11 protein-coding genes are annotated in these 19800 nt (G+C 44.2%); 6 read left to right on the top strand and 5 right to left on the bottom strand.

Features of this window, described 5'->3' with window-relative positions:
- Nucleotides 1-5 precede the first annotated feature (5 nt).
- The 5 genes from IEY67_RS23555 (at nt 6) to IEY67_RS23535 (ending at nt 11162) form a co-directional block, all read left to right on the top strand.
- Nucleotides 6-2018, top strand: a complete 2013-nt coding sequence (locus tag IEY67_RS23555; protein ID WP_183672042.1) for a RagB/SusD family nutrient uptake outer membrane protein — start codon at nt 6-8, stop codon at nt 2016-2018.
- Nucleotides 2019-2071: 53 nt separating this feature from the next.
- The gene (locus IEY67_RS23550) at nt 2072-4876 is read left to right on the top strand and encodes a DUF8487 domain-containing protein (protein WP_183672041.1); all 2805 of its coding nucleotides are present in this window, start codon (nt 2072-2074) and stop codon (nt 4874-4876) included.
- 55 nt (nt 4877-4931) lie between these two features.
- The gene (locus tag IEY67_RS23545) at nt 4932-7748 is read left to right on the top strand and encodes a DUF8487 domain-containing protein (RefSeq protein WP_183672040.1); all 2817 of its coding nucleotides are present in this window, start codon (nt 4932-4934) and stop codon (nt 7746-7748) included.
- A gap of 153 nt (nt 7749-7901) precedes the next feature.
- A complete protein-coding gene (locus IEY67_RS23540; protein ID WP_183672039.1) occupies nt 7902-10046 on the top strand; it encodes an alpha-galactosidase in 2145 nt (714 codons plus the stop codon).
- 18 nt (nt 10047-10064) lie between these two features.
- The gene (locus tag IEY67_RS23535) at nt 10065-11162 is read left to right on the top strand and encodes an aldose epimerase family protein (protein WP_183672038.1); all 1098 of its coding nucleotides are present in this window, start codon (nt 10065-10067) and stop codon (nt 11160-11162) included.
- A 94-nt stretch (nt 11163-11256) separates the two neighbouring features.
- Here the strand turns inward: IEY67_RS23535 and IEY67_RS23530 are convergent, their stop codons facing one another.
- Both IEY67_RS23530 and IEY67_RS23525 read right to left on the bottom strand, forming a co-directional pair.
- Nucleotides 11257-12426 (bottom strand): C1 family peptidase, encoded by a 1170-nt coding sequence (locus IEY67_RS23530; protein ID WP_122376276.1) that lies wholly within the window; start codon nt 12424-12426, stop codon nt 11257-11259.
- Nucleotides 12427-12460: 34 nt separating this feature from the next.
- Entirely contained in the window at nt 12461-14071 is a 1611-nt protein-coding gene (locus IEY67_RS23525; RefSeq protein ID WP_183672037.1) for a dipeptidase, read from the bottom strand.
- Nucleotides 14072-14177: 106 nt separating this feature from the next.
- Here IEY67_RS23525 and IEY67_RS23520 point away from each other — a divergent pair, with 106 nt between their 5' ends.
- Nucleotides 14178-15752 (top strand): beta-N-acetylhexosaminidase, encoded by a 1575-nt coding sequence (locus IEY67_RS23520; protein ID WP_122353534.1) that lies wholly within the window; start codon nt 14178-14180, stop codon nt 15750-15752.
- A gap of 61 nt (nt 15753-15813) precedes the next feature.
- On the opposite strand, the gene IEY67_RS23515 is transcribed toward IEY67_RS23520, so the two are convergent.
- From IEY67_RS23515 to IEY67_RS23505, 3 genes are all read right to left on the bottom strand, one after another.
- Nucleotides 15814-17601, bottom strand: coding sequence for a DEAD/DEAH box helicase (locus tag IEY67_RS23515; RefSeq protein WP_122353590.1), 1788 nt, complete (start codon nt 17599-17601; stop codon nt 15814-15816).
- A gap of 123 nt (nt 17602-17724) precedes the next feature.
- On the bottom strand, nt 17725-18783 hold the full coding sequence (locus IEY67_RS23510) for a tyrosine-protein phosphatase (RefSeq protein WP_122353533.1): 1059 nt from the start codon (nt 18781-18783) through the stop codon (nt 17725-17727).
- A 76-nt stretch (nt 18784-18859) separates the two neighbouring features.
- Nucleotides 18860-19783 carry a carbohydrate kinase family protein gene (locus IEY67_RS23505; RefSeq protein ID WP_122376278.1) on the bottom strand — a complete coding sequence of 308 codons (924 nt, stop codon included), beginning with the start codon at nt 19781-19783 and terminating at the stop codon, nt 18860-18862.
- Between the last annotated feature and the right edge of the window lie 17 nt (nt 19784-19800).

Here is a 19800-nt window from a genome sequence, read left to right as displayed (position 1 = left end):
ATAGCATGAAAACGACAAGTATATTGAAAAAGATAGCGGGTGTGTTGATGGTTGGTACATTCTTTGCGTGTAATGATTATCTTGACAGAGAACCTTTGACCATGGTGACGCCCGAAAATTATTTAACAGAAGAGTCACAATTAGCTTCATACGCTAATAATCTGTATTCCACGATTTTGATCTCTCATTCCAACTCCGGCTCAGGATATGGAACTTACGGTATGGATATGCATACGGATAAGATGGCGCATAAGAACTATGATAACAGATATGTTCCGGGACAATGGAAAGTAGCTCAATCCGGAGGCAGCTGGAGTTTTGATATGATTTATAGCTGTAACTATTTTATCCAGAATGTGGTTCCCCGGTGGGAAGCAGGCGGATTGGAAGGTGATGAGACCAATATTAAGCAATATATAGGGGAAATGTATTTTCTGAGAGCCTTTGAATATTTTAAAAAGCTTCAGGAGTTCGGAGATTTTCCTATTATTAAAACGACTTTGCCTGATGAAAAAGAAGCGTTGACTGAGGCAAGTAAACGTTCTCCCAGAAATGAAGTGGCACGGGCTATTATTTCAGATTTGGATTCTGCGATTTTTCTATTGAAAGATAAACCGGATGATAAGAAAAATCGTATTTCTAAAAATTGTGCATTATTGGTGAAATCGAGGGTTGCTTTGTTTGAAGGTACCTGGTTGAAATATTTTAAAAATACAGCCTTTGTTCCTAATGGAGAAGGATGGCCCGGGAAAAATAAAGATTATAATACTGGGTATCTGTATCCGCTGGGAGATATAGATAAAGAAATTGATTATTTTCTTTCATTGGCTATGGAATCTGCAAAACAGGTTGCCGATGCTATTCCGTTGGTTGATAATAATGGTGTTTTGCAGCAAACGCTGGCGGATCCTACGAATCCTTATTTCGATATGTTCGGTGCGGAAGATATGTCCGGCTTTAGCGAAGTGCTGTTATGGCGGCAATATAGTAAAGGCTTAGGTGTAACACATGGGGTTGTACAAATGGCTCAGAGAGGAAATGATGGTGTTGGACCTACACGAGGAATGGTAAATACATTTTTGATGAAAAATGGTTTACCTATCTATAATGCATCTTCAACGTATGCCGGTGATGAGGAAATTTCACAGGTCAGAGAGAATAGAGACGGTAGATTGTGGTTGTTTTTGAAGGAACCCGGACAAACAAATATACTTTATGATTCACCGGAAAATACGCATGGTACAATAAAAGAGCCTGTTCCGGATATTACAAACGGAAGCGCGGGTTGGTCATACTCAACAGGGTATGCATTGAGGAAAGGTCTGAATTATGATGGAAAACATTGCGGTAACTTTTTAGGATATACCGGCAGTATCATTTTCCGGGCAGCGGAGGCTTATTTGAATTATATGGAGGCATGCTATGAGAAAACAGGAACGGTCGATAATGTGGCTAGTGGCTATTGGAAACAACTTAGAAACCGTGCATTTGTAGATGAAGACTATAATAAAACTATAGCAGCTACCAATATGAGTGAAGAGGCGAAATTTGATTGGGGAGCCTATTCTGCTGGTCAGTTGATAGATCCGGTTTTATATAATATTCGCAGGGAGCGTTGTAGTGAATTGATGGCCGAAGGTTTCCGCTATATGGATTTGAAGCGTTGGAGATCTATGGATCAGCTGGTAACGACACCCTATCATATTGAAGGTTTTAGACTGTGGGGACCCATGCAGGCATGGTATGACAAACCGGAAGGTGGAACATTGTTGGTTTACGGATTGGACGATCCGACTGCAAATGTGTCGGCACCTTCTATAAGTTCTTATCTCCGTCCTTACGAAATTAATTCAAAATCATTAGCTTTGAATGGTTATAAGTGGAGCATGGCTCATTATCTCGCGCCGATTGCCATACAACATTTTATGATCACTTCTCCTGGTGATGATATTTCAAATTCGCCTATTTATCAGAACCCGGGTTGGCCGTTAGTTCCTAACCAGGGTCCGACAATGTAAGGTTTGAAGTAGTTGGAATGATGTTATATTGATTCGAATCTTAAATAAGTAATATGAAAAAGAAGAATATAAAATCTATATTTTATCTGCTGGTATCTACATTATTAGCTTTAGTTTCTTGTAATAACTCTCCTTCAGAGCTTTCTCTGGCAGGAGAGTGGAAGTTCGCACTTGACCCCGATGATATCGGGGTCAGTGAACAATGGCAGATGAAAGAACTTTCGGACAAAGTTCAGTTGCCGGGATCTTTACAGGAACAAGGAAAAGGTGATGATGTCAGTATTCATACTCAATGGACTGGTTCTGTAGTGGATAAATCCTGGTATACAGCCGATGAGTATGCAAAATACCGTGAACCAGGCAATATAAAAGTTCCGTTCTGGTTGAATCCTGATAAATATTATGTAGGCGTTGCATGGTATCAAAAAGAGATTGAGATACCGGAATCATGGAGCGACAAACGTATTTTATTGGAATTTGAGCGTACCCACTGGGAAACTTCCTTATATATCGACGGGAATAAAATAAGCCATCAAGATGCACTTCAGGTACCTCATAGGTATTTGATAAATTCTTTGGCTCCCGGCAAGCATTTATTGTCTTTGAGAGTGGATAATCGTGTACATATAGATGTCGGTTCCAATGCTCACAGTGTCTCTGACCACACTCAGACAAACTGGAACGGAGTTATAGGTGAGATAAAAATGCAGGCTCTACCTGCTTTAGCCATCGATCATATACAAGTGTATCCGGATGCAAAGGCAAAGAAGGCTACCGTCAAGGTTTACATGGATGGAAAACCCGCAGGTTCCCGTTTGGCATTGAATGTTCTTTTCGAAGGCCAATCTATATTGGAAAAAGAAATAGATATCGAGGCCAATGCCGGAAATTGTGTGGAAACAACCATTGAATGGAAAGATAATGTCAAATTATGGTCAGAATTTACGCCGAATGTGTACCGTTTACAGGCTGTTTTGTCTTCCCGGGATGGGGTTAACAGAAAAGATGTAAATTTCGGTTTTCGCGAACTCAAAGCGAATGGTACCCATTTTGATATTAATGGTCGTCCTATCTTCCTTCGCGGAACATTGGAATGTTGCGTTTTCCCCAAAACTGGTTATCCGGCGATGGATAATGAGTATTGGGCAAAGATTTATGCAACCTGCAAGAGTTACGGTCTAAATCACGTTCGTTTCCATTCGTGGTGCCCGCCTGCTGCTGCATTTCATGTTGCAGATAGTATGGGGGTATATCTTCAGGTCGAGTGCGGCGGATGGACTTCTGTAGGCGATGGGAACAAGCAAGATCAGTGGATTAAAGAAGAAAGTATCCGTATCCTGAATGAATATGGTAACCATCCTTCTTTCTGTCTGCTTGCCTATGGTAATGAACCGTCGGGTAATAATCAAGTCAATTATTTGAATGATTTGGTTGTTTACTGGAAACAACACGATGGCAGAAGACTATATACAAGTGCCGGTGGCTGGCCTTTGGTTCCGGATGCAGATTATTATAATACAGATAAACCCCGTATAGGAGGAATTGGACGTATAGATAATATCCTGAATGTTTATACTCCCCGTACCGACTATGATTTCAGAGAACGTATTCTTGAGGATATGCCGGTGGTAAGCCATGAGGTCGGCCAGTGGTGTGTATATCCTGACTTTAAAGAGATAGATAAATATACAGGTGTACTGAAAGCCAAGAACTTTGAGATATTTAAAGAAACCTTGAATGAAAAAGGTCTGGGAGACATGGCGGATAAGTTTCTGTATGCTTCCGGTCGTTTGCAGACGTTGTGTTATAAAATGGATATAGAAGCCGCTTTGCGTACTCCGGGTTTTGCCGGATTTCAACTCTTGGATTTACATGATTTCCCTGGTCAGGGAACGGCATTGGTGGGAGTGCTGAATCCTTTCTGGGAAAGTAAAGGATATGTAGACGGTAAAGAATACAGCGAATTTTGTAATCAAACAGTGCCTTTGGCAAGGATGCCTAAGCTCATATGGAACAATAACGAGCAATTTAAGGCGAATATAGAATTTGCTCATTTTGGAGAAAAACCTTTACTGGATGCCTCTATCTTGTGGAATGTAGAGACAAAAGAGGGTAATGTAGTAAAATCCGGCTCTTTCAGACATGATCTTCCTATTGGAAATCTGATAGAGGCAGGTAGCATTGAATTTACTCTGAATACTTTTACCGACCCAACCCAATTGACCTTAAAGGTGAATGTAGAAAATACAGAGATTGCTAATAGTTGGAATATATGGGTATATCCTGCCAGGAAGAAAGAAATACAAAAAATGCCTTATATCACTTATAAACTGGATAAAACGGCGATTGATAAGTTGAATCAGGGAGAAAATGTTTTGTTTCTTTCTTATGGAAAGATAGCTCCGAAAAAAGGGGGTGATATACGGGTTGCATTTACTCCTATTTTCTGGAATACAGCATGGACTTACAATGTTCCCCCACAGACTTTAGGCTTCCTGTGTGATCCTGCTCATGCAGCTTTTGCGGCATTCCCTAACGACGGGTATTCGGATTTTCAGTGGAAAGATCTGGCTGTAAGCTGTAATGCTATGGTAATGGATGATTTTCCTCATGATTTCAGACCTTTGGTCTATGTCATCGACGACTGGTTTAAAAACAGGAAACTCGGTGTACTTTTTGAGGGTAAAGTAGGCAAAGGTAATTTGATGGTTTGCAGCATCGATCTGGATACCGATTTGGATAACAGATTATCAGCAGCTCAATTTAAACAAAGCATCCTGGAATATATGGCATCTTCTCATTTTAATCCGCAGAAGGAGATTACTCCTGAACAGATAGAGAATTTACTTGTAAAGTGAATTTCTGAAGATTATATATTCATAGGATAATATCGATGTAAAATTATAATGTACAATGAAGAATAGACTATTTTTATTTATATTACTGTCGTTCAGCCTGTCTACCCTGTTGGCTCAGAATGAAAGTCTGTCGCTAAGTGGAACCTGGCAGTTTAAAGAAGATCCTGGCGACAGAGGAATATCAGAGATGTGGTACAACAGTGATCTGAAAGATAAGATAACTCTTCCAGGCTCTATGAATACTAATGGTAAAGGAAATCCTGTCACTGTTAATACTCCCTGGGTCGGTTCGATGTGGAACCGTACCTGGTATGAGAGTCCGTCGTATGCTAAATATCGTCATCCTGAAGATACGAAAGTTGTGTTTTGGTTATCGCCGGATAAATATTATTCCGGGGCTGCATGGTATCAAAAGAAAGTAGTGATTCCGGCTGACTGGAAGCATAAAGAAATTCTGTTTACGATGGAACGTTGTCATTGGGAGACTACTTTGTGGGTAGATGGCAAACAAATCGGCTCGGAAAACTCATTATCGACTCCACATCGGTATGTTCTTTCCTTTTTGACACCTGGTGAACATACCTTTACGCTCCGGGTAGATAACCGGATCAAAGATATTAATCCCGGACCTGATGCTCATAGTGTATCCGACAATACGCAGAGTAACTGGAATGGGGTGGTTGGAGAAATTATGCTGGAAGCCAGACCGAAAGCCTATATTTCTTCTGTACGTATCGTTCCTGTGGTAAAGGAAAAGAAAATACTGGCAGAAATACAGATCGAGAATGCGGATAAGAAGGTTCTTAAAGGAGCAGTTAATTTGCGGGCCTGTCTTAGATCAGACGCTTCTCAAACCCTTCCTGTTATTAGTCAGAACTGTGAACTGGGAAAAGGAAAGAATATAATTCAAGTCTCTTATGCAATGGGGGATAACCCACGTTTGTGGGATGAGTTTGCTCCTTATCTGTATACACTCCATGTTCAGTTGGATACAAAATCTGGCAAGGACGAAATGGAGGAGCAATTTGGAATGCGTGAACTGTCAACCAAAGGAACTCAGATTGCTATCAATGGTCGCCCTGTCTTTTTCAGGGGTACATTAGAGTGCTGTATTTTCCCGGAAACCGGATTCCCTCCGACAGACGAGGCTGAATGGGAACGGATTATGAAAACTTGTCGGGCGCATGGATTAAACCATTTGCGTTTCCATTCCTGGTGCCCGCCTGAAGCCGCTTTTAATGTTGCGGATCGGCTAGGTTTCTATTTCTATGTAGAATGTGGTGCCTGGGCTCAAGTAGGTAGTGGTAAACCTATAGACCGGTTTGTAATGGATGAGAGTGAACGTATTGTACAGGAATATGCAAATCATCCTTCTTTTTGCCTTTTCTCTTACGGGAATGAACCATCGGGAGATGGACATGAGAAATATCTGACGGATTTTGTTAAACATTGGAAAGCGAAAGATAGACGTTTTCTCTGTACGACAGCTGCCGGTTGGCCGGCTATACCGGAAAATGACTGGCATTGTTATTATTCTAGTCCAGCTCCACGTATTCAGGCATGGGGAGAAGGGATCGGAAGTATTATAAATGCAACAAAGCCGGGAAGTAATTATGATTGGACTTCCAGAATATCCGCGACACATCCGGTTATTAGTCATGAAATAGGTCAATGGTGTGTATATCCGGATCTTAAAGAGCGGAGTCAGTATACAGGAGTTCTGAAAGCGAAAAACTTTGATATATTTGAAGATCGTTTACGTGAAAATGGTTTGCTGCCATTGGCGGATAGCTTCTTATTTGCTTCCGGTAAATTGCAGGCGCTTTGTTACAAGGCGGATATTGAAGCAGCTTTGCGGACAAAGGGCTTTGGCGGTTTCCAGTTACTTGATTTGCACGATTTTCCAGGACAAGGAACGGCTCTGGTTGGGGTACTTAATCCTTTTTGGCGTTCGAAAGGTTATGTGACTTCTCTGGAATTCAGTGAATTTTGCAATGAAGTTGTACCTTTGGCACGTATGGATCGTTTCATATTGAATAGTGGCGAGACATTGGAAGCCTCAATCGAAATTGCTCAATATTCGGCAGATGATTTGTCGAATGCTAAAACGACCTGGAAGCTGACTTCTATGGATGGAGGTCTCGTTGATTCCGGCTCTTTCTTTACTGCTACAATTCCGACCGGAACATTGACAAAAGTGGGTGAGCTTCATAAAAAGTTGGAAACGCAGGTTCCCGTTCAGTATCTGTTGGAAGTTTTGGTTGGAAACTATAAAAATCACTGGCATGTTTGGGTGTACCCGGAAACCAGAGAGGAGTCAGCAGAGGTGAAAATAGCCACGGTATTGGATAAAGAGGCTTTAGATGTACTGGATAAAGGAGGCAAAGTTTTGTTGACTCCCCAATTCGGTAACCTGAGAAATGAAGGAAAAGACTCTGTAGTTGTCGGTTTCTCTTCCATCTTCTGGAATACGTTGTGGACGAACGGGCAAGCTCCTCATACATTGGGTATTTTATGTGATCCGTCACATCCGGCTTTGTCTTTGTTCCCGACTGCTTACCATAGCGATTACCAGTGGCAGGATGCTATGTCGCACTGTCAGGCTATTCCGTTGAAAAAACTTGGCGATGATATCAAACCGATCGTTCGTATCATTGATGATTGGTTTACTGCCCGTTCTTTTGGTATGGTCGTAGAAATGAAAGTAGGAAAAGGAAAGTTGTTGATGTGTAGTGCCGACCTGACAACAGAGATGGAGAAACGGCCTGAAGCCCGGCAGCTGGCAAATAGTCTGCTTCATTATATGAAGAGCAATGCTTTCAATCCTTCACAAGTGGTGACGGTTGAAGCAATAAAGGGTTTGTATAAATAACATTTTTAGCTTGTTACTTCGTGTATAAATTATAATTGGAACCGGTTCTGCCTTTGATATGTATGAACCGCATGATCAGGGAGCCGGTTCCTTTGCTTTGTGAGTAAAAACAGATATATTAACCCATTTTATTAAATGATTAGAATGAAGCTTATGAAAAAGTCTTTTATTGTGTTGTTTCTTTTTGTAGCCGGAGTTATACAGGCTCAAACAAACCCTGTCAGTATCGGGAATGATGGTAAATCATGGACGTTGGAAACGGAATCGTCTATCTATAGGATAGCGGTTTCGGAAGGAGGCGTGGTAGGAATGTTTTATTTCGGAGATAAAAGTCAGGATCCGGAAATGCTTCGTTATCCGTTAGGGGAAGAAGTGACGGTGCGAGGTGGTTATTCGGCAACCACTCCGATGCTGGAAGCAGTCTTCAAAGACCGGGTGAGGAATATTGAACTGACTTATACCGGAGCGGAACTCCTGACGCAGGATGGATATACCACTTTGGCTATTCATCAGAAAGATAAATATTATCCGCTGGCAGTAACGGAATATATCCGTGTTCTCCCGGAGTATGACCTGCTGGAAAAATGGATAGAGGTAAAGAACACGGGAAAGAAAGGGAGTATCGACATTGAAAATGTTCAATCCGGTACCTTTTTCCTACCGAAAAATGCTTATGAACTGACACACTTGTCCGGCAGATGGGGATATGAGTATCAGATGAATGTAACGAAACTGACCCAGGGACTGAAGACGATTCAGACGAAAGACCTGCGTTCATACGGTTCTTCTTTCTTTGCGATAAGACCGGAAGGCGAGCAGGAGGAGACTTGTGGAGAAGTTTGGTTTGGCTCCTTGCAGTATAGTGGGAACTGGCGGATGGATTTCGAGAAATATGCTCCCGGCGAGGTTCAGGTGACCGGAGGTATTAATTTCTGGGACCAACTCCTGGTCCTTCAGCCGGGAAAAAGTTATACAACCCCTAAACTGATGGTCGGATATACCAACCGTGGAATGGAGGGTGTTTCACAAAATCTGGCTTCTTTTACCCGCGAAAAGGTCTTATATCCTTCCCATCGCGATCAGGTTCGTCCTGTTTTGTATAATAGCTGGTATGCGACGACTTTTGATGTAAATGAAGAACATCAGCTGGCTTTGGCTAAAATTGCAAAAGAACTGGGTGTAGAGGTCTTTGTAATCGACGATGGCTGGTTTAAAGGTCGTGTGAACGATAAAGGCGGTTTAGGTGACTGGACTGTCGATAAGAATAAATTCCCTAACGGTTTGCAACCGATGATCGACAAGATCAATGCTATGGGATTGGATTTCGGTATTTGGATAGAACCGGAGATGGTAAACCCGAACAGCGACCTCTACCGCCAACATCCTGACTGGGTATTCCATTACCCGAACCGGACCCGGCATGAAACACGTAACCAGTTGATGCTTAATCTGGCACGCGAAGATGTCTATCAATATTTATATACCTGTTTCTCTACCTTGCTGCGTGAAAACAATATCAAATTCATAAAATGGGATATGAACCGCGGACTGACTGAGCCGGGTTTTCTGTCTGCACCGACCGACGAGCAGCGGGCGGTCCGTATTAAATATATCGAGAACCTGTACCGTCTGTTAGAAACGCTGCGTGCCGAATTTCCGGAAGTATGGTTTGAGAACTGTGCCGGTGGTGGTGGAAGAGTGGACCTGGGTATGATGGCACGTACCGATTTCTGCTGGGCAAGTGATAATACCGATCCGGTGGAACGTACATTCATACAGTATTCTTTCCTGAATGCGTTCCCTTCCAATTCAATGATCAGTTGGGTGACACAAGAGGACTGGCACGGTCAGAAGCATCCGCTGGAATTTAAGTTTGACGTATCTATGTGCGGGGTGTTGGGAGTCGGCTACGATATAACGAAATGGACCGATAAAGAGAAGGAAACAGCCCGTGAAAAGATAGCTCTTTATAAAGAGATACGGGAAACGGTGCATAAAGGAGATCATTATCGTTTGGTTTCCCCTTATGAAAATAACCGGAGTGTTCTACAGTTTGTCAATAAGCCGAAGACAGAATCTGTCCTGTTCGTTTATAATCTGGCTGAGTATCCTGATAATGTAATCCCGGAGATGAAACGCCCTAAAAAGGTAAAATTACGCGGTTTGGAACCGGAAGCATCCTATCGGATTGACGGGATGGAAGGACTTTATAAAGGTCGCCACTTGATGAATATAGGAGTCGAGTTCCCATTGTACGGAGCTTTCAAAAGCCGTATCTTCAAAATTGTGAAACAATAATAAAGCTAGCTTCTTAATATGAAAATTCTATCTGTATCAGCGTTCAGCGGTGGGGGATCGACTCTTGCCGCTGAATTGATTACATTAAGGAATCGTAACGGACTGGTTGCCCAGTTCACGAATTACGGTGCCCGTTGGGTAAGTATGTGGGCACCTGACCGTAACGGTTGCATGGGGGATATTGTACTTGGTTTCGATACCCTCGATGGTTACCGGATGGCAGGTGAACAGTATCATGGAGCGATTGTCGGCCGTGTTTGCGGAAGAATCAGCAATGCTTGTTTCCGGTTGGGGGATCAGGAGTATTTGTTGGCTTCCAACGATGCCTATGGCAAGCCTGTCCGTAATCATTTGCACGGTGGAATCGATGCTTTTCACAATCGTTTCTGGAAATCCCGTTCATTTCTTACTCCTGCCGGCGAGGAAGCTGTCGAGTTCTCCATTTATTCACAAAGCGGGGAAGAGGGTTATCCGGGTAACCTGCAAGTAAAGGTTACTTACCTATTGCAAAATAATAACTGTTTGCGTATGGAATGCGAAGCAACGACCGATCGTCTGACTCCTGTTAACCTGACAAATCATGCTTTTTTCAACCTGCAATCATCCTCCGGTCCTGCAGTGAAGAAGAATGTCTTATCCCATAATTTAACCCTGAATGCATCTGCCATCATCGCTTGTGACGGGGAATTGATTCCTACGGGAAGCTTGCTGCCTGTAGACGGCACTCTGCTCGATTTCCGTTCGCCTCGAACCATTGCCTCGTCTTTGGCAGAGGAACATTCGCAGATACAAAAGGGGAAAGGTTTCTCTCTGGCATATGCTTTGGATAGGAAGGAAGGGGAGGAATTGAACTTCGCCGCCGGTTTGTCTGATGAAACCTCCGGTCGAATTCTTGAAATATACACTGATCAACCCTCGGTACAGGTGTATAACGGCTATTTTATGGATGGAACGGATATAGGGAAAGATGGAATCCCCTATTATGCAAGTGCAGGGATTGCTATCGAAACACAAGGGTATCCGGATGCTCCGAATCAACCCGCTTTTCCTTCTGTTTTGATAGATAGTTCAAATAAATATAGCCATATAACAGAATATAGGTTTAAAACGATGTAATCCTTTAAAAAGACAGGTGAATGCATATCTGATAAATGCATCCACCTGTCTTTTTTTGAAAGATAAGGAATATAAACCCTATGAATGTATCTCCTTATAAACTTAATTTTGCTTTGATCGCTTTCGGGATTGCGTCCTTGTGCAACATGATATAAATGGTTTTGGCACGGACGAAGCTTTCAGACATATTCAGATAGCCGCCGAATTTATTACGGTCTGTACCCCAGGAATTCTTTGTGATGTAATATTTGGTTCCGTTCTGGTCTTTGGTAATACCGGTCAGGTGCATCAGATGGTCATCAGTTGTAACGAATGCTTCGAAACCCTGCTGACGGACTTCGGGAGTTACTTTGACTTCCGGATATGGCTGTTCGAATTTATACACTTCTTCCAGACGTTCCTTTTCATCCATCTTCTCGAAACGGGCACGGTCGGTATTGGAGAAGTCTTCTACCTTCTTCACTTCCGGGTTGATAGCTACGCCATTTTTGAAAGAGAAGCCTTTTTCACTGACATCACCGTCCCAACATACGGTGAAACCGTTGTTTAAAGCATAATCGACTGTCTCGATCATTTCGTCGAGAGGCAGGTTGTACATGAGTTGATGTTCCCAGTTGTCAGGTACTTCCACATCGAATTTTACGTAATACGGATGATGTGTGAAACTGGTTAGTTCGATGTAGTCATCCATATTTAATCCCAGAGATTCGGCGAACGATTTGGGAGTATATTCTTTCCCTTTGTAAGTGAATTTGGCAGGCAGTTCTCCCAGATAGGTGTCGAACAGGTTCCGGATCAGTTTGTCGTATTCCGGGCTGCGTTTCTTATTCTTGACTGCAACATTAGCAATAGCCTCCATGTACTGAACCATTTCACTGTGGTTATGACGTTCGGAGTCGTAGTTGATCCCTTTGTAAACCTCTTCGGGAACGATTCCTACCTGGCGGTATGCATTCTTGAAGGTATGGGACAGGCTGCCTTGCCCGATATTTCCCTCTCCGCGGCGCAGATAGTTATCTTGTAACTGGTTCATATATTTCTGACGCACGATAAACATTTCGGAAAGGTCGTATTCGCCTTTTCCCATGCGTAATAGTTCGGATTCCATAAAAGAGGTGGTTGCAAAACACCAGCAAGTACCGGTGGCAGCCTGGTTTTTTACCGGGGTAGCCGGAACGGTTACCACTTCGGTAAACTGATAACCTTGTGCAAACGTGCTGAATGCGGAAAGCAGCAAGGCACAGGAGATAAATAATGCTTTCATATGATATGTTGTTTATGTTATAATAATTCAGTTCTTAAAACCCTCTTGCGAACATCTTCCAGAATTCGTCTGCCATTTCCTGCCAGCGCTGCATGGTTGCCCCGGCGAAATCTGAGGTGTATCCTGTCAGAAAGGCGTTAGCTGCTTCGTTACCTTTCGCCTGCTGTATCTCTTTATACTGGCTTTCGACAAAAGGCAGTTCCCGCTGTCCTTTCTCTTCAAAATGAGTGATGGCAGTTTGTATTTTCTCTTTGGTCAGTCCCCAACGTACGGTAGCTAATTTGTTTGCTTCGCGGAACGACCAGATGGCTGCATCTTTCCGGTGACGGTGCTGCCCGCAGATACCGAAGCTGGGCGGAAGTGCGGTGGAACCGGAGAAAATAGGGATACGCGGACTTTGTCCCGGATTATCGAAAGATAACCAGGCAACACCGCCGACTGCATCGGGTAGCCAGTTGCGTAACTGGATCACATGCGAATAAGAACATTGAGGAACGGCTACCAGGCGGTTGCGGTCCACTGTGCCGCCTTTGATAGCATTCAGCATATTGATCATATCCGTCGTCATCCAGGGATTAGCTGCCGGACTCGTCACGGAATCTTTTTCAACACTGTCCTTCTTCTTGGCGAGGATTTTCAGATTCTTTGTCGTATCCCAGTCCGTACCTTCGTAAGTTGCACGTAAAAGCGCCATTACATCGGTAGCAGCAATCGGTTTATCCGGCTTGACGCTCAACGGAAGTTCTTCTGAATCGTAAGCCAGTTTCAGGGAAGGAGCGAGGCTGTTCAGGATAAAAAACTCGCGTAGGCTGAAAGATTTCAGTTCGCCGAAATAATTTCCGCCGCTGTAAGCCTTCCAGAAGCGGAACGGCTCTTTTCCATCCCATAACTTCATCTTCTTAGCTACATCGAACACATTATCCGAGGCCATATAATTATCTTTATCCTTCAAATCGAGTGTAGAGATACGGGAGATATTTGCTGAAACACTGACATGGTCATCCGGAATACGTACTGCCGCCCATACACCGCCGATCTTATCCGGGCCTTCTCCGAATATTTCGAATATCCATACCTCATTCGGATCGGCGATAGTCAGACATTCGCCGGAATCACCGTAACCGAATTCTTTTACCAGCTTTCCGATCAGGCGGATAGCATCACGGGCGGTCGAGCAGCGTTGCAGGGCGATCTTTTCCAGCTCTTCGATCATGAACATGCCGTTCTTGTTCTCCAGTTCTTTCCGTCCGGAGATCGTAGTTTCCCCGATCCCCAGTTGTTTTTCGTTCAGGCAAGGGTAGGAGGTGTTCAGGAACTGATACGTGGAATGTGCCTGGGGAATAGTTCCTTTCAGTTCCACATTCGTCTGGTCGTTCGGATATTCGGTGTGCATCCGTCCGTTGTAGATGGCAACTGTCGTGTCGCGGTCGTAGGTGGCAGCCGGAACGATATCCATCCAGGTGCGGTAGTTACCGTCGCATGTGTGGCTGGTCATTACCGAGCCGTCTGTCGAGGCCTTTTTACCGACCATAATACTAGTGCAGCTCTCCGGTGTGTTGACAGGTCGAGCGTATTCTATCTCCTGCGCAGTCGTAATGAAACAGTGGCAGATAAGTGTAAGAGTAAGGATAAACAATCTGTTCATGTGTTTGTCATTTGATTTAGTGGTTAAAGATACAAACTGTATCGGAATAAATCTATATATTTGCCCAAATCTAAAGTGTGTACGATAACATAACAATTATAGTCCCATGAGAAAACTATTTTCTATTGCTGTATTGCTGGTATTTCTGACCTTGCCGGCATTGGCTCAACTCACTTTGTTTCCCACTCCAGCCAAGGTGTCGGGTGGGAAAGGTTCTTTTACGATCGGTACGGCATCCCAGATCACCGGAAATGGCGGATATGCCGATCAACTGGCTAAAAAACTACCGTCCGAACTGAAAGGATCCGAACTGTCGGGCACTCCTTCGCAGGGAACCATCCGGTTGGTTCTGGACGAAAAACTACGTATGGCAGACGAGGCTTATACACTGACTGTCACCCCCGAATCTGTTTTATTGGAAGCCTCTTCCGAATCCGGTTTGTTTTATGCAAAAGAAGCATTGAAACAACTGGCCCGTTTCGGCAAAGGAACGGTGAGATCCTGTAAGATCGTCGATCAGCCGCGTTATGGCTGGAGAGGCTTTATGCTGGATGAAAGCCGTCATTTCTTCGGGAAGGAAAAGGTTAAACAGTATCTGGATATTATGGCTTCCCTCCGTATGAATGTCTTCCACTGGCACCTGACCGACGAGCCGGGTTGGCGTATCGAGATCAAGAAATATCCAAAACTGACTTCTGTCGGTGCTATCGGTAACTGGCATGACCCGAATGCACCCGCGAAATTCTATACGCAGGAAGAGATCAGGGAGATCGTTGCCTATGCGGCAGAACGTCATATTATGGTGGTTCCTGAATTCGATATGCCCGGACATGCGACAGCTGTCAGCCGTTCATATCCTGAATTATCCGGTGGCGGAGAAGGCAAATGGGATGGTTTCACATTCCATCCCTGTAAGGAAACAACTTACCAGTTCATCAGTGATGTGCTCGATGAAATCGTCTCTTTATTCCCTTCTCCTTATATCCATATCGGTGGAGATGAGGTTCATTATGGAAATCAAAGTTGGTTTACCGATCCGGAAATCCAGCAATTCATCAAAGATAAAAAGTTACAGAATGAAACAGGTCTGGAACATTATTTCGTGAACCGTGCCGCTGATATCGTAGCCTCCAAAGGAAAGACAATGATCGGTTGGGACGAAATTATCGATGCCGGCGTTTCTCCGGGTAAAGCAGTAGTTATGTGGTGGCGTCATGACCGTAAACACCAGTTGGTAAAGGCTCTGGAGAATGGCTACCAGGTGATAATGACTCCGCGCCGTCCTTTCTATGCGGATTTCGTTCAATACGGAGAACACAATGTCGGCCGTTTGTGGAACGGTTATAATACGATCGAGGATATTTACCGTTTCCCCGAACCTATTATCCATCTGACAAAAGATTATGAGGATCAGGTAATGGGGTTGCAGTTCTCTTTATGGACAGAACGTGTAGCAGATCCGAAACGTCTTGACTTTATGACTTTCCCGCGTTTGGTCGCTGTGGCAGAAGACGGATGGACTCCTGCCAAAGAAAAGGAATGCAGTTTGTTCATGAAGAAGTTGCCGTATTTCCTGGAATATCTGAATACATTGGGTATTTACTACTTCAATCCGTTCAATCCGTCATCTACCCCGGAACCGGATGCTCCGGCAAAGGAAGACGTGTTACAGAATGGTTGATCTGAAATAAAAAAGGGCGGAATCGATAACGGTTCCGCCCTTTTGCTTTTATGTATGAAGGTTAATATCTTTTCTTCCGTGCATTACGGTCTGAAGTATCGCGTCTCCAGGGTTTTTCACTGTTACGTCTGTCGCTCGTACTACCGCTGAAACCGCCTTCGCGTTTACCTTTGTAGCCTCCGCCACCTTTATAACCGCCTCTGGAACCACCATTGCCGCCACCGCGCGAATTGCCTCCGCCACGGCCGAAACCGCCGCGACTGCTTCTGCTGCCTTCGCCTTTACCCTGGGCCGGTTCTACGGAGATTCGTTTGCCGTCTATCTCAAAACCGTTCATGTTGTCCATGACACGCTGTGATTCGCCTTCCTCTACTTCGAAGAATGAGAAGCTGTCGCGCAGGTCGATCTTTCCGATTCTCACCTTGCCTGGAACACATTTATTGACCAGTTCGATCAACTGGTTCGGATAAAGACCGTCAGTTTTACCGAAGTTGAGGAAGAAGCGGGAGAATCCTTCTTCTGCCGTATGACTACGGCGTTCTCCGCGTTCTGTACGTTCGCTGCGGGCTGAGCGTTCGTCTACTTCCTGAATTTCGTCAGCATCTTTGTAGTAGTCGATCATACGGTTGAATTCCAGAGAAACAACACGTTTGATAATATCTTCTTTGTCCAGCCATTCCAGTTTACGGTAAATCTGCGGCATCAGTGTGGCAATCTCTTCTTCGTCTACCTTCACTTTTTCGATCTGGTCTACGAGGTTGAAAAGCTGCTTTTCACAGATATCGTGCCCGCTGGGCATTACACCTTTCTCAAATTTCTTCTTGATGATATTTTCGATCAGGCGGATTTTTCCTTTTTCCTTTACGTGGCAGATAGAAATAGAAATGCCTGTCTTACCGGCACGTCCCGTACGTCCGCGGCGGTGTGTATACGATTCTACTTCATCAGGCAAACCGTAGTTGATTACGTGTGTCAGATCGTCCACGTCCAGTCCGCGGGCAGCTACGTCGGTAGCAACTAACAGCTGGATATTTTTAACACGGAATTTCTGCATCACGTAGTCGCGCTGCGCCTGGCTCAGTTCGCCGTGCAGCGAGTCTGCGTTGTAGCCGTCTTGTATCAGCTTGTCGGCAATCTCCTGTGTTTCCTTACGGGTACGGCAGAAGACGATACCGTAGATGTTCGGATAATAGTCGGCAATACGTTTCAGTGCCAGGTATTTATCCTGTGCACGAACCATATAATAAATATCCTTGATATTCTTGTTTCCTTCGTTCTTGTTCCCGATAACGATTTCTTTCGGGTTCTTCATGTACTTCTTCATGATGCTGGCGATGCCCTGCGGCATGGTAGCGGAGAAAAGTAACATGTTACGTGCAGGCGGGACTTCAGCCAGAATCGCGTTGATACTGTCGGTGAATCCCATGTTCAGCATTTCGTCTGCTTCGTCCATAATGACGTTTTTGATCGTACCCAGATCGACAGTCTTACGGTTCATCAGGTCGAGCAGACGGCCCGGTGTAGCCACAACTACGTGTACACCGCGTTTCAGTGTCTTGATCTGACTTTCAATGCTTGAGCCTCCATATACCGGCAGTACCTTCAGGTTGTCGATGTATTTGGAGTAATCATTCAGGTCGTCGGCAATTTGCAGACAAAGTTCCCTGGTGGGACAAAGTATGAGTGCTTGAGGCTGATATCTTGTCACATCGATCTTCTGCAGGATGGGCAGACCGAAAGCGGCTGTTTTTCCTGTTCCTGTTTGTGCCAATGCAATTACGTCGTTGTCTTCTCCCAGCAAGAAAGGAATCACTTCTTCCTGTACCGGCATGGGCGATTCGTAACCCATTTCCTGGATTGCCTTCAATATGGGGGCGGCAACTCCTAATTCTTCAAATGTTTTCAAAATGTGATATATGTATATATAATAAATTCAGAGGGTACAAAGGTAGATAAATAATTCGGATTCACATTAATATAACAAAATATCTTTTAACGTGTCCCGTTTCTTTTCTGTCAGTCCTAACCCTTTTGACAGATATTTGTCTACCGAACCGTAATCTTTCCTGATCCGTTTCAGGACCAGATCGATCAACCCTTCATTGACAGTGACCAGCGTGGTGATCGTTTCCTGTGCATTCGTGCTCAGATCGCGCGCCATATAGGCCAGGTGTCCGATATTGATATTTTCGTTGGAAGCCATGTAATCTCTTACAACAGTCTCTTCCGGTATGCCGAGGGCGAAAAGTAACATGGCTGTCAGGTAGCCTGTACGATCCTTTCCCATCGAACAGTTCACCAGGATCGGATAATTATCCTCTTCCAGGAAAACATCGAGCGCTTTGGCAAATTGATCGCTGTAATCGGTTACGTATTGCAGATAAGTGTCCTGCATGAACAGCAGGCCGTCACCTTTACGCATCCGGTCTTCCTGTATCCGGGCGGTAACATTGTCCATATTCTTGATAGGAATAGGGATATGTATTATGTTTGCCTTTGAATAACGTAGCGGACTGGCAGCCAGCTCATCATTCCCGCGCAGGTCTATAACCGTTTTGATATGCAAATTGTTCAGGCGGATCGAATCCCATTCGCTCAGCGAACTGAGTTGTCCGGAACGGAAAACCTTCCCCCAACGGGTCGTTTTATGGTTATGGCTCGTCCCATAGCCTCCTATCTCGCGTACGTTCTGTATGCTGTCCATCGCAACGGAACGGGCACCGATCGTTTTAAAATATTTATCATTGAAAGACAGCAGGAAATATTTACGCGACATGTTGTCGTTCGTGATATAGGTAGTAACCCCGTCTTTTATGTTGGCGTATCCTGCAGGGAGAGATCTGTTGAATGTTTCGGGATTGTCGGAGACATACATCTTGAGTATACCTTCTATTTGCGGTTCCGTTTCCCATTTCAGTATATAATTCCCTATATCATCGCGCAGGCATATCGCCCGTATTTCAGGATTGTTGGAGGAACAACCCATAAATAGAGTGACACAAGCAAACAGAGAAAAAATCTTTACTAACATTGTTTTTCTAGCATACATACATCACAAAGATAATAAATCCTGATCTTTATCGTACGGGAGTTAATGATATTTAAGACTACTTGCGGTATGAAGCCGCGAATTCTTTAGAAATGTAATTATCATAGCTTTGGCATACTTCAGACGCGAGATCCATGCCGCAGCGGATAATCTTTTCCCATGTTTCTTTGCTTAAGCTAGGAAGATCATGATATCCGATATTATATTTCAGTAATCCGTAGATGATGCCGGCATTGAAATTGTCGCCTGCTCCGATGGTGCTGACCGGATTGATCGCATCCGTATCGAAATGTTCGGATAATTTGCCTGTGTAGAGGTTGACGCCGTTCGCTCCGTGCGTGGAGATAAACCGTTCACAATAGAATTTGATATGATCGGAATAGACCCGGTCAACATCTGTCTTTCCGAAGATGTTGAAGAAATCCTCGTCCGATCCTCGTACGATATCTGCATATTCCAGGTTCTCGAGGATGGTGGGAGTGAGGTATATCGCTTCGTGCGCATGTGCTTTCCGGAAATTCGGATCATAGTAAATGATCGCTTTCCGTTCTTTGGCGTATTCCAGAAATTCGATCGTTCGTTCCCGCAGGGCCGGATTCAAAGAATAATAGGATCCGAATATAAGGATATCATCCTGATTGATGACCGGCATCGGCACTTCCAACCGTTGTTTGGGGTAATCTTTGTAAAAGGTGTAATTGGCATTGTTATCTTCGTCGAGGAAAGCCAGCGATATAGGACTTTTCCCATCGGGGAAACGGTCTACCAGTTCCGTTGAGATATGATTTTCTTCCATAAATTTACGGATGATATCGCCTACGCGGTCGTTACCTACCTCGCTGATGAAAGAAACCGGAACGTCCAGCCGTCCCAGCGACACCAATCCGTTGAAGACCGAACCGCCCGGTACGGCTGTATGAGGCTGGTCGTTCTTAAAGATAATGTCGAGAATGGTTTCTCCGATGCCAATAACTTTTCTCATATAGAATGGTTTGTTTA

The sequence above is a fragment of the Parabacteroides faecis genome, from assembly GCF_014647375.1.
GTDB classification, from domain to species: domain Bacteria; phylum Bacteroidota; class Bacteroidia; order Bacteroidales; family Tannerellaceae; genus Parabacteroides; species Parabacteroides faecis.
Note: the sequence above shows the minus strand (reverse complement) of the source record. Positions and strands in the feature narration are given on the sequence as shown.